Source organism: Phaeovulum vinaykumarii (genome assembly GCF_900156695.1).
In the GTDB taxonomy this organism is placed as follows: domain Bacteria; phylum Pseudomonadota; class Alphaproteobacteria; order Rhodobacterales; family Rhodobacteraceae; genus Bieblia_A; species Bieblia_A vinaykumarii.
The window spans coordinates 243,684-257,459 of the sequence record NZ_FTOM01000003.1 but is presented as its reverse complement, the minus strand read 5'-3'; the positions used below and the strand labels follow the sequence as shown (position 1 = coordinate 257,459).

Annotated in this window: 10 protein-coding genes; 7 read left to right on the top strand and 3 right to left on the bottom strand. The window is 69.6% G+C overall.

Features of this window, described 5'->3' with window-relative positions; genetic code table 11:
• Positions 1-32: 32 nt before the first annotated feature.
• Complete coding sequence (locus BW949_RS09235; RefSeq protein WP_159440059.1) at positions 33-2,432, bottom strand: putative bifunctional diguanylate cyclase/phosphodiesterase; 2,400 nt, start codon at positions 2,430-2,432, stop codon at positions 33-35.
• 366 nt (positions 2,433-2,798) lie between these two features.
• Positions 2,799-3,848, bottom strand: coding sequence for an ABC transporter substrate-binding protein (locus tag BW949_RS09230; RefSeq protein ID WP_076365356.1), 1,050 nt, complete (start codon positions 3,846-3,848; stop codon positions 2,799-2,801).
• A gap of 309 nt (positions 3,849-4,157) precedes the next feature.
• Between BW949_RS09230 and BW949_RS09225 the strand changes: the two genes are divergently transcribed.
• From BW949_RS09225 to BW949_RS09195, 7 genes are all read left to right on the top strand, one after another.
• Positions 4,158-5,393 carry an aminotransferase class V-fold PLP-dependent enzyme gene (locus tag BW949_RS09225; RefSeq protein WP_179747541.1) on the top strand — a complete coding sequence of 412 codons (1,236 nt, stop codon included), beginning with the start codon at positions 4,158-4,160 and terminating at the stop codon, positions 5,391-5,393.
• 454 nt (positions 5,394-5,847) lie between these two features.
• On the top strand, positions 5,848-7,980 hold the full coding sequence (locus BW949_RS09220) for a malate synthase G (protein WP_076365354.1): 2,133 nt from the start codon (positions 5,848-5,850) through the stop codon (positions 7,978-7,980).
• 168 nt (positions 7,981-8,148) lie between these two features.
• Positions 8,149-10,740 carry an aminopeptidase N gene (gene pepN / locus BW949_RS09215; protein WP_076365352.1) on the top strand — a complete coding sequence of 864 codons (2,592 nt, stop codon included), beginning with the start codon at positions 8,149-8,151 and terminating at the stop codon, positions 10,738-10,740.
• Between the two features lie 173 nt (positions 10,741-10,913).
• A complete protein-coding gene (locus BW949_RS09210; RefSeq protein ID WP_076365350.1) occupies positions 10,914-11,345 on the top strand; it encodes a hypothetical protein in 432 nt (143 codons plus the stop codon).
• 146 nt (positions 11,346-11,491) lie between these two features.
• Positions 11,492-11,866 (top strand): NADH:ubiquinone oxidoreductase subunit NDUFA12, encoded by a 375-nt coding sequence (locus BW949_RS09205; protein ID WP_076365348.1) that lies wholly within the window; start codon positions 11,492-11,494, stop codon positions 11,864-11,866.
• Between the two features lie 268 nt (positions 11,867-12,134).
• The gene (gene mlaD, locus BW949_RS09200) at positions 12,135-12,638 is read left to right on the top strand and encodes an outer membrane lipid asymmetry maintenance protein MlaD (protein ID WP_076365346.1); all 504 of its coding nucleotides are present in this window, start codon (positions 12,135-12,137) and stop codon (positions 12,636-12,638) included.
• Positions 12,635-13,126, top strand: a complete 492-nt coding sequence (locus BW949_RS09195; protein WP_235816255.1) for a DUF2155 domain-containing protein — start codon at positions 12,635-12,637, stop codon at positions 13,124-13,126. The genes mlaD and BW949_RS09195 overlap by 4 nt, the downstream gene beginning before the upstream one ends.
• Here BW949_RS09195 and aat read toward each other — a convergent pair.
• Positions 13,090-13,743, bottom strand: coding sequence for a leucyl/phenylalanyl-tRNA--protein transferase (aat, locus tag BW949_RS09190; RefSeq protein WP_076365344.1), 654 nt, complete (start codon positions 13,741-13,743; stop codon positions 13,090-13,092). The two genes, BW949_RS09195 and aat, sit on opposite strands and share 37 nt — an antisense overlap.
• Between the last annotated feature and the right edge of the window lie 33 nt (positions 13,744-13,776).

The following is a 13,776-nucleotide window of genomic DNA, read 5'->3' as shown; positions in this document are numbered from 1 at the left end:
CGGATCAGGCGGGCCGGGTCAGGCGTGGTGGGTCAGGCGCGGCGGCGGGTCTGGGGCGGCGGGGCATCGCCGATCAGGCTGCGGAATTCGGCCGCGCTGACGGGGCGGTGGAACAGGAAACCCTGCACGTAATCGAAGCCGCCCTCGATCACGCCTTCCAGTTCGGCCTCGGTCTCGACCCCTTCGGCCACCACGGCAAAGCCGTTGATCCAGGCCAGGTCGCGCACGGTGCGGATCAGCACGCGGCTGTTGGGGCGGCGGTCGCAATCGCGCACGATCGAACGGTCGAGCTTGATGATGTCGCAGCTATAGCGGTCAAGCGCACCCAGCGACGAATATCCCGCGCCGAAATCGTCGACCGCGATGCGCACGCCCAAGGCGCGCAGCCCCTCGAGGTTGCGCTCGACCGTGTCGGTGGCCGAGGCCAGGCGCTCCTCGGTGATCTCGATCCACAGCCGCCGCGGGTCAAAGCCCAGCCCCTCCAGAAGCCCCCGCACCCGTTCGGCGAAATCGGGCCGGTCGAGATCCGAGGGCGGGATGTTGACCGACACGAACAGATCCGGCGGCCAGCTCAGCGCCTCGCGGCAGGCCGCCTCGAGCATGAATTCCGACAGCGCCCCGCAATGCCCCTCGCGGGTGGCGATGGCCACCACCGTCATCGGGTCCATGGCGCCGAAATCGGGATGGGTCCAGCGCAGCAGCGCTTCGGCCCCCTGGATGCGGCGGTCGGGCACGTTCAGGATCGGCTGGAAATGCACGTTGAAGTCGCGCGACTTGAGCGCGCGGCCGATGTCATGCGTCAGGATGCGGTCGATCCGCACCGCCTCGCCCACGGTCGCGTCATAGATCTGGAGCACGCGCTTGCCGCGCGACTTGCCGAAATAGAGCGCCCGGTCGGCTTCGCGTTCCAGCGTGTCGAGCGCGCATTCGGGGTCGCAGCACAGCGCCGCCCCCATCGAGCACGACAGCGCGATCTGGCGTCCGTCGTGCTCGAACGGGCGGTTGAGCGCCGCCATCAGATCGGCGGCCATCGCGCGGCCCTGTTCGGCGGTATCCACGAAATCCAGGATCAGGAATTCGTCGCCCCCCTTGCGCGAGATCAGCGCCCCCGGCGAGATCGCCGCATTCAGCCGTTCGGCAATGGTGCGGATCAGCAGATCACCCGCCGCATGGCCGAAATTGTCATTGACCATCTTGAGGTTGTCGGCATCGAGAAAGAACAGCGCGACATGTCGGCCAAGGCTGCATTCCATCGGAATGGTGCGTGCGGCGATCTCGGAGAAGACGGCATGATTGACCAGCCCCGTCAGCGGGTCGCGGGTGGCCAGCAGCAGCGCGCGTTCCTTGGCCAGGAATTCCTCGGTCATGTCGCGCAAGAAGCCGTTGAACACCACCGTCGCGCGATCGGGCAGGGCGCTGCGCCGGCCCGCGATCTCCAGAATGCGGCGCCCGCCGGGGGCGGCGGGATCGATGCTGCATTCGATCGCGGCGCGGAAATGGTCAACCTCGCCCGGTTGCGCGCGCGCCAGCGTGTCCAGCGTGGCGCGGTCCTCGCTGCGGTAGCCATGACAGCCCGCCGTGGCCAGAAGGTCGGGCAGGCTCAGCCGCTTGGGCAGGGTTTCGGGGGCGTCGTGCCCGGCGCGCCCCAGCAGTTTCGAGACCCCCTCGGGCGGGGTGACGAAGCGCAGATCGGCATCGGTCTGCCACAGGCAATGCGCGCCGGTGCTCTGATAATCGCCGATCAACAGCTGGATCGTGTCGCGCTGGGTCTCGGCCTCCATCCGGCCCAGAAGCTCGGTCAGGAACAGCCCCGCATGCCGGCTGATCGAGCGCAGCACGACGACCACGAACATCGGGATCAGGATCAGGAAGGGCACCGCCTCGAAGCCCATGGAGGCGATCGCGGCGGGCACGGCCGCCGCGGCCAGGATGCCCACATGCACCAGGGCCGCCAGCGGCACCGGATAGAGCGCGATCGCGCCGCCGGCGATCATCCCGGCCTCGAGCGTCGAGATGAAGGTGATCATCAGCGGTGTGGCGTGTTCTGGGGTGACGAACATCGGAAAGCACCACAGAAGCGCCAGCACCGCCGAAGACACGACCAGCTTGCCCGTCGCGCGCGCCCGTGACCGCCGCCGCCCTTCGCGCCCGGCAAAATGACGCGCGCGCAGAAGGCCGATGCCGGCAAAGCCCAGCACCGCCAGGCACCAGCCGGTTTCGACCGGGGTCAGCATCCGCCCCATGTCATGGGCCAGCACGAAGGCGCCCACATTGACCATGTTGGCCGCCATCATCACGCGCGACAGCCCCATCACCGAACGGATCTGGGCATTGCGGATATAGGGCAGGCGGCTTTCGATCTGGGCACTTCCCGATCCCGACCGTGCGGCCAGCTTCAGGGTGATCCGGTCGGACAATCGTCCCAGGGACAAGAAAAGGTATTCAAGAATGCGCACGCCACCACCTTTACCCACCCCTGCTTACCTTATCAGATGCCGGCGGCTGGCAACAGTTCACCTTTCGGCTTCCCTGGGGGGGGGAGCGACAATTCGACGGCCAGGCGGGCGGCGTGAATGCGGGCGGAAGAAGGGGGGCGAAAGACGGCCGCGCCCCCGGTTGGAGCGGGGGCGCGGGATCATTCACGGGCAGAACGGGCAGCCCGACCGGGTCGCCGCGGGCGGGGCCCAGGAACGGGACACCGGGAACGGACACCGGGGGCTCCCCCGCCTCGGCCGCGCAAGGGCGGACCCAGGCGCGTGCCGGATCGGACCGGGGGCCCGATCCGGACGCCTTCCGGCTCAGAACCCCGCCTTGATCTTCTCGAATTCGGCCAGCTGGCGTTCGCGCTGGGCCGGATCGTTCGGCGTCTGCGACAGGACCGGGGCCGAAATCTCGGTCAGGCCGGCCTTGACCAGATCGTCCTGGCTCAGCATCGCCATGGCCGCGGTCGAGGTATGGCCATAGCCGATGGCGTCGATCAGCGCGGGGCCGGCCTCGGGGCGCAGATAGGAATTGACGAAATCATAAAGCTTGTCTTCCGAACCGGGCCCGTCCTTGAGGTTGACGAAGCCGCAGAAGAACGACGACGAGCCCTCCTTGGCCTCGCGCTGGAAGCCCACCGGGAAGCCCTCCTCCTGAAGCAGCGTCACCCCGTCGTTCCACGACCAGGCCACCAGAACCGGCCCCGAGGTCATCAGCTGCGTCATCTCGGAGGGGTCGCTCCAATAGGCGGCGACGTTCTGATTCGCCTCGCGCAGCCAGGCGGCAGCGGCGTCGAATTGCGCATCGGTCACCTGCGTCCAATCGGTCGTGCCGGTCGCCAGATAGGCCAGCGCCCAGACATCATCGGCGCTGTCGGGCAGCGAGGTGCGACCCTGATACTTGGGATCGATGAAGACCTGAAGCGAGGCGACATCCTCGGCCGGCACCTCTTCGGTGTTATAGGCGATCGCGGTGACGCCCCAGTCGAAGGGCAGATACCACAGGCCCTGATCGTCCTTGAAGATGGGCGAATTCAGGAAGCGCGGCTGGATCTTGTCGGCGCCGACCAGGCGGCTTTCGTCCCAGGGCTCGATCAGCCCGGCGTCGCGGTATTTTGACACCATCTGCGAACAGGGATGGGCCACATCGGCCTTGAAGCCCGAGGCCAGCTTCTGGAAGGCCTCGTCGTCGTCGCCGTAGAAGGAATAGGTCGGGCTGTCGCCGTATTTCTCGGTGTAGGCGGCAAAGAGGCCGGGCACCTCGAAGCCGGCCCAGTCGAAGACCAGAAGGTCGGGGTCGGCGGCGCGGGCGGGCAGCCCCAGCGTCAGGAGAGCGGCCGAAGCCAACAGAAGGTGGCGGGTGGTCATGGCGTGTCCTCTCGGGTGATGGTGGCGTGTCGCAGGCGAATGCGACAAGGACGCTAGCGAGTGTCCTGCAACCTCACAAGAGGGTAAACACTGCGGTTCCGCAGCTCGGTCCGTGCAGAGGTGGTGGCGGGGCGGGCGGCTGCGGGGCCCTCTGGCGCGGCGGCTCTTGACCCCGGCCGCCGCCGCGGGCCTGATGGCGGCCAGGGGCGGCCAGGGGCGGCCACGGGAGAGAGACGCAGGAAGGGGCAGGGCATGCAGGCAGACACGACGATGAACACCGGGGCCCGGCCTTCGGACGGTGCGGCAATGCTGCGGCCCTTCGATCTGGCGTTCGTGCGCGCCCAGTTTCCGGCGTTTTCCGACCCGGCCTGGGCGGGGCTTGCGCATTTCGAGAACGCCGGCGGGTCGCATGTCTGCGCGCAGGTGATCGACCGGCTGACCCGCTTTTACACCGCGCGCAAGATCCAGCCCTATGGTCCGGCCGCGCCTTCGCAGGCAGGCGGCGCCGAGATGGACGAGGCCCGCGCGCGGCTGGCCGCCATGCTGGGGGTGGAAACCGACGAGCTGTCCTTCGGCCCCTCGAGCACGGCCAATACCTATGTGCTCGCCCAGGCTTTCCTGCGCGGGCTTGAACCGGGCGCTGCGGTCGTGGTGAGCGATCAGGACCACGAGGCCAATTCCGGCCCCTGGCGGCGGATGGAATACGAGGGGATCGACCTGCGCGAATGGAGCGTCGACCCCGCCACCGGCCACCTGGACCCGGCCGATCTGGCGCCGCTTCTGGCGGATGGGCGGGTGCGGCTGGTCTGCTTCCCGCAGTGCTCGAACGTGGTGGGCGAGGTCAACCCGGTGGCGCAGATCGTGGCGATGGCGCATGAGGCCGGCGCCTTTGCCTGTGTCGACGGGGTGAGCCATGCCCCCCACGGGCTGCCCGATGTGGGGGCGCTGGGGGCCGATGTCTATCTGTTCTCGGCCTACAAGACCTGGGGGCCGCATCAGGGGGTGATGGTGATCCGGCGCGAGCTGGGCGCCAAGCTGCCCAACCAGGCGCATTGGTTCAACGACCGCCCGCTCTACAAGCGGTTCACGCCGGCGGGGCCCGATCATGCGCAGGTCGCCGCGGCGGCGGGGATCGCGGACTATATCGATGCGCTTCATGCCCACCATTTCGCGCCCGAGCCCGACCCGCGCCGGCGCGCGGCCGCGGTGGCCGGGCTGATGCAGGCGCAGGAGCGCACGCTGATGGCGCCGCTGCTCGATTATCTTGCGGGCCGGCCCGATCTGCGGCTGCTGGGCCCCGCGCGTCCCGAAGGCCGGGCGCCGACGCTTGCGCTGGTGCCGCAGGCCGATCCGCAGGCGCTGGCCGCGGCGCTGGCGGCGCGCGGGATCGCCTGTGCGGCCAGCGACTTCTACGCCCGCCGCCCGCTCGAGGCGATGGGGATCGACCCGGCGCGCGGCGTGCTGCGGCTGTCGTTCCTGCATTACACCAGCCCCGCCGAGATCGACGCGCTGATCGCCGCGCTCGAGGCGACGCGCAGGCTTTGACCGCCGGTGGGGCGCGGTCAAGTGGCGCGGGAGAATGGGGGCGCCTGCGACGGGCTGCCGCGGTTCGGCGCCCGCCCCGGGCCGGGCCCGCAAAGCCCATGAAACAAGGGGTTTCGGCCCGGCGCGCGAGTCTTGCGCTTTTGTCGCAGGGCGGGCTCACGCAAACTTGACCTGAGTCAAAGTTGGCGGGGATGGGCAGGCGTATTCCGGGCTTCAAGGGGTTCCGGTTCTCCCTGACACGCGGCTCTCCCGCCGCAAGGAACCCTTCTCGGCCAGGCGCTCTCCCTCGTCTGACCATATAAGGCGCCGCGGGCCTCCCTCCCGCGGCGCATTTATTTTATGCCTTCCCCTTCCGCAGCCCCGCCCGCGTGCGGCCCTTTGGGCTGGTCAGCCTGCGGGGGGCGGGCTAGAACCGCTCTCGAACGGGAACGGGCACGCCAGCAGGGAGCGGCAGATGGACGAACGGGTCGAGCGCGAAGGTCTGGGGGTGGATGCACGGCTGGCCGCTTTCGTCGAGGAACGCCTCTTGCCCGGCACCGGCGTGGCCGAGGCCACCTTCTGGGAGGGGCTTTCGGGCCTGATCCACGGCTTCGGCGACGCCAATCGCGCGCTGCTTGACACCCGCGCGCGCCTGGCCCGCCAGATCGACCATTGGCACAAGACCAACCCCGGCACGCCCGATCCGGACGCCTATCGCGGCTTTCTTCAGGAGATCGGCTATCTGGTGCCCGAAGGCGCGCCCTTCACCCTGTCGACCGGGCCGACCGACCCCGAGATCGGACAGCTGGCCGGGCCGCAACTGGTCGTGCCGGTCAAGAACGCCCGCTATGCGCTCAACGCCGCCAATGCGCGCTGGGGCAGCCTTTATGATGCGCTCTATGGCACCGATGCGCTGGGCACGCCGCCGCGTTCGGGGGGCTTTGATCCGGCGCGCGGGGCGCAGGTCGTGGCCTGGGGGCGGGACTTTCTGGATGCGGTGCTGCCGCTGGCGGCGGGGTCGCACCGCGAGGTGACGGGCTATGCCGTCGCGGCCGGCGCTTTGGTGCCGGCGCTGGCCGATCCCTCGGCGCTGGCGGGCTTTCAGGGCGACCCGGCTGCGCCTTCGGCGATCCTTCTGCGCCACCACGGGCTGCATGTGATCCTGCGCATCGACCGGACCCATCCGATCGGGGCCTCGGACAAGGCGGGCGTGGCCGATATCGTCCTTGAGGCCGCGCTCTCGGCGATCATGGACGGCGAGGACAGCGTGGCCGCGGTCGATGCACCCGACAAGATCGAGGTCTGGGGCAACTGGCTGGGGCTGATGAAGGGCGATCTGACCGAGGAGGTCGTCAAGAACGGCCGCCCGATCACCCGCCGCCTGGCCGCCGATCTGGAATTCACCGCCCCCGACGGCCGGCCGCTGGTCCTGAAGGGGCGGGCGCTGATGTGGGTGCGCAATGTCGGCCATCTGATGACCACGCCCGCGATCCTTGACCGCGAGGGGCGCGAGGCCTTCGAGGGCCTGGTCGATGCGATGATGACCGTGACCGCGGCGCTTCATGATCTGCGCGGGCCGGGCGCCAATTCCGTCACCGGCTCGGTCTATATCGTCAAGCCCAAGATGCATGGCCCCGACGAGGTGGCCTTTGCCGATGCCGCCTTCACCGCGGTCGAGGCGGCGCTGGGCCTGCCCCATGGCACCGTCAAGATGGGGCTGATGGACGAGGAACGGCGCACCTCGGTCAACCTGGCCGAATGCATCCGCGCCGCGGCGGGGCGCATCGCCTTCATCAACACCGGTTTCCTTGACCGCACCGGCGACGAGATCAACGCCTCGATGGAGGCCGGGCCGATGCTGCGCAAGGGCGACATGAAGGGCCAGCCCTGGCTGTCCGCCTACGAGGATCGCAACGTCGATATCGGGCTGGCCTGCGGGCTGCCGGGGCGGGCGCAGATCGGCAAGGGCATGTGGGCCGCCCCCGACCGCATGGCCGCGATGCTGGCCGAGAAGATCGCCCATCCGCGCGCCGGCGCCTCCTGTGCCTGGGTGCCCAGCCCGACGGCGGCGGTGCTGCATGCCACGCATTACCACCGCATCGACGTGGCCGCCCGCCAGCGCGAGATCGCCGCCCAGGCGCGCCCGCGCCGGCTGGGGGATCTTCTGACCCTGCCGCTGGCCGCGAAGGACCAATACAGCCCCGCAGAGATCACCCGCGAGCTGGAGACCAATGCGCAAGGCATCCTGGGCTATGTCGTGCGCTGGGTCGATCAGGGGATCGGCTGTTCCAAGGTGCCCGATCTCGACGACATCGGCCTGATGGAGGACCGCGCGACCTGTCGGATCTCGGCGCAGATGCTGGCCAACTGGCTGCATCACGGGCTGATCGCGCCCGAGGATCTGCGCGCCGCGCTGCGCCGCATGGCCGCCGTGGTCGACCGCCAGAACGCCAATGATCCGGCCTATCGCCCGATGGGGCCGCGTTTCGACGGGCATGCCTTTGCCGCGGCCGAGGCGCTGGTGTTCATGGGCCGTGCCCAGCCCTCGGGCTATACCGAACCGCTTCTGCACGCCCACCGCGCCGCGGTGAAGGCCGAGGCGGGCTGAGCCGGGGACGCCGGGGCAAGGGGCGACAGGCAGAGGGTGCAGGGGCCCGCGCGGGCGGCCGATCCCCGCCAGGCCCCCCGGTCCCGCACCGGCGGGGATGCCGCAGCCGCTTGCGGGGGGCGGGGGCGGTGACTAGGTTCGGGTCAAACCCACATATCGGAGCCCGTCATGTCCGACGCCCCCCATTCCGACGTGCCTCAGCCGACGCTTCTGGCCGATTACCGCCCCTATCCGTTCACGCTCGATCACGTGTCGCTGACCTTCCGCCTTGCGCCGAAGGGCACGCGCGTGTGCGCCAAGCTGTCGCTGGCGCCCAAGGACGGCCCCGCCGATCTGGTGCTGGACGGCGAGGACCTGCGCCTGATCTCGATCGCGCTTGACGGGACCGCGCTCGATCCCGCCACCCTGACCCTGACCGACCGGCAGCTGACCCTGCCCGCGGCGGCTCTGCCCGCCGGGCCCTTCACGCTGGAGACCGAGGTCGAGATCGACCCCGAGGCCAATACCGCGCTTGAGGGGCTCTATCTCTCGGGGGGGATGTTCTGCACCCAATGCGAGGCCGAGGGCTTCCGCCACATCACCTATTACCCCGACCGCCCCGACGTGATGGCGCGGTTCGACGTGCGCATCGAAAGCGACATGCCGGTGCTTTTGTCGAACGGCAACCCGGTGGCGCAGGGCGCCGGCTGGGCCGAATGGCGCGATCCCTGGCCCAAGCCTGCCTATCTGTTTGCGCTGGTGGCCGGCAATCTGGTGGCGCTGCGCGACGACTTCATCACCGCCTCGGGGCGCACGGTCGATCTGGCGATCTGGGTCCGCCCCGGCGACGAGGACCGCTGCGCCTATGCGATGGACGCGCTCAAGCGCTCGATGGCCTGGGACGAAAGCACCTATGGCCGCGAATATGACCTGGACGTGTTCAACATCGTCGCGGTGGACGATTTCAACATGGGCGCGATGGAGAACAAGGGCCTCAACATCTTCAACGCCAAGCTGGTGCTGGCCAGCCCCGAAACCGCCACCGACACCGATTATGAGCGCATCGAAAGCGTGATCGCGCATGAATATTTCCACAACTGGACCGGCAACCGCATCACCTGCCGCGACTGGTTCCAGCTCTGCCTCAAGGAGGGGCTGACCGTCTTCCGCGACCAGCAATTCTCGGCCGACGAACGCTCGGCCGCGGTGCGCCGGATCGAGGACGTGCTGGCCCTGCGCGCGCGCCAGTTCCGCGAGGATGCGGGCCCCCTGGCCCATCCGGTGCGGCCCGAAAGCTATGTCGAGATCAACAACTTCTACACCGCGACCGTCTACGAGAAGGGCGCCGAGGTCATCGGCATGTTGCGCCGCCTGGTCGGCCCCGAGGGCTATCGCCGCGCGCTCGATCTCTATTTTGACCGCCACGACGGCCAGGCCGCCACGATCGAGGATTGGCTCAAGGTCTTCGAGGATGCCTGCGACCGCGACCTGACCCAGTTCAAGCGCTGGTATACCGAAGCCGGTACCCCGCGGCTGCACGTGACCGAGGATTGGGACGCGGAGGCGGGCCGCTTCACGCTGGAGTTCACGCAGGAGACGGCCGCGACGCCCGGCCAGCCGGTCAAGGGCGCGCGGGTGATCCCGGTCGAGCTGGGCCTTCTGGGGCCGAACGGCGACGAGGTGCAGCCCTCGACCCTGATCGAGATCACCGAGCCCCGCCAGAGCGCGGTCTTCGAGGGGCTGTCGGCGCGGCCCGTGCCCTCGATCCTGCGCGGTTTCTCGGCGCCGGTTATCCTCGAGCGCGAGACCACGCAGGCCGCGCGCGCCTTCCTCTTTGCTCATGACACCGACCCGTTCAACCGTTGGGAGGCGGGGCGGAACCTGGCGCGCACGGCGCTGATGGCGCTGGCGCGCGGGGCGGCCACCGCCCCCGACCCGGAACTGATCGCGGCCTATGGTCCCCTGCTGCGCGACGCCGAGACCGACCCGGCCTTTGCCGCGCTGTGTCTGCGTCTGCCCGGCGAGGACGAGATCGCCGCGGCGCTGCATGGGGCCGGGCATACCCCCGATCCGGCCGAGATCCACGCCGCCCGCGCGCGGCTGGCCCGTGCCATCGCCCAGGCCCATGAAGAGGCTCTGGCCGCGCTTTACATCCGCATGAAGGACGACGGGCCCTATTCGCCCGATGCCGGCCCCGCCGGGCGGCGGGCGCTGCGGCTGGCCTGCCTTGGCCTTCTCAACCGGCTCGACAATGGCGCGCGGGCGCAGGCGCTCTTTGCCGAGGCCGGCAACATGACCGAAAGCCTTTCGGCGCTGGCCTGCCTGATCGAGACCAACAAGGCCGCCGGTGCCCTGGCCGAGTTCCGCGACCGCTGGGCGGGCGAGCGGCTGGTGATGGACAAGTGGTTCCTGGTGCAGATGCTCCATGCCGCGCCCGACCGCGCCGCGCAGGAGGCCGCGCATCTGGCCGCGCTGCCGGAATTCGACTGGAAGAACCCCAACCGCTTCCGGTCGCTGATGGGGGGGCTGTCGGCCAATCACGCGGGCTTCCACCATGCCTCGGGGGCGGGCTATCGCTTCTATGCCGACTGGCTGATCCGCATGGATGCGATGAACCCGCAGATCACCGCGCGCATGTCCACCGCCTTCGAGACCTGGCCGCGCTATGATGCGGGACGCCAGGCGCTGGCGCGGGCCGAGTTGCAGCGCATCGCCGCCACCGAGGGGCTGAGCCGCGACACCGGCGAGATGGTCGCGCGTCTTCTGGCCGCCGGCGGCTGAGCCCGCGCGGCCCCTCTCTTCGGCGGGGCAACGGGGGGCGCGGGGGGCGATTTCCCGCGCCCCGGAGACAGTCGCGCGTCTGGTCGGGCGTTGTTTCGCGCCCGGCGCCGCGCGGCGGTTTTCCCCGCGTCATTAACCTTGATTTCATGCGGGTGGTGGCACGAAGTGGTCCCATGCGCTTTGACGTCTACGAATATCGCAATCAGGGGCGGCACCCCGGCACCTATCTGGCCTTCGGGCTGGGGCTGGCCATCTGCCATCTGGTGACGCGCGCGCCGGCGGGCGTGGGCGGGTCGCTCGAGGGGACGCTTCAGGCGGTCATGGCGTTGGGGCTGGCGCTCTTTGCGCTGGCGATCCTGGCGCTCAACCCGGCCGCGGGGCTGCGCATCCGCGACGGCTGGTTCGAGGTCTTCAGCGGCCCCGACCTTCAGCGCATTCCGTTGGCGCGCATTCGCCGCGCGACGCGGGTGCGGCGCTGGCCGGGCACGGTCTGGCGGCTGGAATTGTCCGACGGCACGGTGCTGGAACTGCCGCCCGGCGCGCTGCCGCGGCCCGACCGTCTGGCGCGCGAGTTTCGCGCCCGCGGGGTGCCGGTTTCGCCCTGACCTGCGGCCCTTTGGGGGCGCTCTGGCGGTTCGGGGCGCGGGCGCGCGCCAAATTGCACACAATGGCATGCCGAAGGCTACGCGCGACTGGACCTGGGCGCGGAACTGCGCCATATCTTTTCCCAGCACGATGGAAGGGGAGAGCCATGAGTCTGCTGCTGCGTCTGGTCACCTGGTGGAACGATCAGACCTGGAACACCGAGCTTTACACCCGCCGCCATGGGGTCAAGGTGGGCAGTGACACCGAAGGCAACACCTATTACCAGACCCGCGACGGCAAGCGCCGCTGGGTGATCTACAACGGCGAATGCCAGGCCAGCCGCGTGGCGCCGGGGTGGCATGGCTGGCTGCATCACACCTGGGACGAGCCGCCGCTGGACAAGCCGCTGGCCCACAAGCCCTGGGAAAAGCCGCATCGCCCCAACATGACCGGCACGCCCGAAGCCTATGTGCCCAAGGGCTCGCTGCGCCGCCCCGACCCGGTGGTGCGCCGCGATTACGAAGCCTGGTCGCCCGAGTGACAACAGCCGCATGACCGCAGCCGGATGATCGCCCGCGCGTGATCCCGTGTCGCGCGGCGGCTCTGGCGGGGCGCGCGGGCGGCTTCCCGCGCGCGTGTCGGTGTTTGCCCGCTGTGTGGCTGGTGTGCGGCCGGGGTGGGGCTTGACCCCGCGGGCGCAGGATGCTTGACCATGAACCGAAACCGCCGCGGGGCGTGCATCTGCCCGTCGCGGCGGACGGCGTCCCCGCATCCGGGCGGGGGCCAATCAGGGGCGCGGAAAACACGAGATGAGCGAGAACAAGGCAGAGATTGCGACCGGGGCGGCCGTTCTGGCAGTGGCCATCGGCTTTGGCGCCTGGGCGATGCAGGGGCAGGGGTTCGGGCCGCAGGCGGGCAGCTATGACCTGCGGGCCTCGTTCCGGTCGGTCGAGGGGATCACCATCGGCTCGGATATCCGCATTGCCGGCGTCAAGGTCGGCACGATCACCGATCTGGATCTGAACCCCCAGACCTTCTTCGCCGATGCGAAACTGGCCATCCGCGAGGATGTCCAGCTGCCCGCCGACAGCGCCATCCTGATCCAGTCCGAGGGCCTTCTGGGCGGCGCCTATGTCGAGATCCAGCCCGGCGGCAGCTTCGACAACCTGTCCCCCGGCGACGAGATCGAGGACACGCAGGGCGCGGTCTCGATGGTGTCGCTGATGATGAAATTCGTCGATGGCGGCAGCGCGCCGCCCGCACCCGCCGCCGCGCCCGCGACGGGCGACGACCCGCTCGGGGGGGCGCAATGAAGCCCTTGCGCGCGGCCCGCCTGGCCCTTGGTCTTTCGGCCGTGCTGGCGGCCGGCGCGGCCCAGGCCCAGCAGGACGACCCGATGTCCGGTGACATGGGCGCTGACATGGGCAGCGGTATGGGCGCAGACATGGGCGGGTTCCTCGGCGGCGTGCTCGAGGACGAGACCTCGACCACCACGCCGCAATCCATGGCCGAGGCGCCCGGCGCGCTCTTGCGCGGGCTCGACAAGATCGCCGCCACCAGCACCGATCTGCGCATGGATGTGGGCCAGACCGAAAGCTACGGCGGCCTTGAGATCACGCTGTTCGAATGCCGCTATCCCGCCGACGACCCCGGCGCCAAGGCGGTGGCGCATCTGTCGATCTTCGATTTGCGGGCCAATCAGGAGGTGTTCCGCGGCTGGATGCTGTCCGACAGCCCGGCGCTCTCGGCGCTGGATCATCCGCGCTATGACGTCTGGGTCATCCGTTGCAGGATTGACTGAAGCGGCTCGGGCGGGGGCGGCACCGGCCCCGAAAGCCGCGCCACCCGGTTGAGCGCGCGATCAAGCCGGCGCAGATAATCCGCGCGCGGGATCTCGACACCGCCCAGGCTGGCCAGATGCGGCGTCAGGTATTGCGTGTCCAGAAGCGTGAACCCCTGCCGGCGCAGCCGCTCGACCAGCGCCAGCAGCGCCATCTTGGACCCGCCCGTCTGCCGCGAGACCATGCTTTCGCCGAAGAAGGCCGCCCCCAGCGACAGCCCGAAGACGCCCCCGACCAGCGCGCCCTGCGCATCGCGGATCTCGACCGAATGGGCAAAGCCCGCCGCATGCAGCCGCGCATAGAGCCGTTCGAGCCCGTCCGAGATCCAGGTTTCGTCGCGGTCGGCGCAGGCGCGCACCACTTCGGCAAAGGCGCCGTTCACCTGCGCGCTATATGTCCCGCGGCGGATCTGGCGGGAAAGCGAGCGCGAGACATGGAACCCGTCGAGCGGGATGATCCCGCGGTCTTCGGGCGAGAACCAGTGCAGCTGATCGTCCTCGCGCGTCAGCGCCATGGGGAAGATGCCGCGCGCATAGGCGCCCAGCATCATTTCCGGGGTCAGATCGGCCGCCCGCATCGGCCTAGCCCCCCCGCGCGCGGCCGGGCCCCT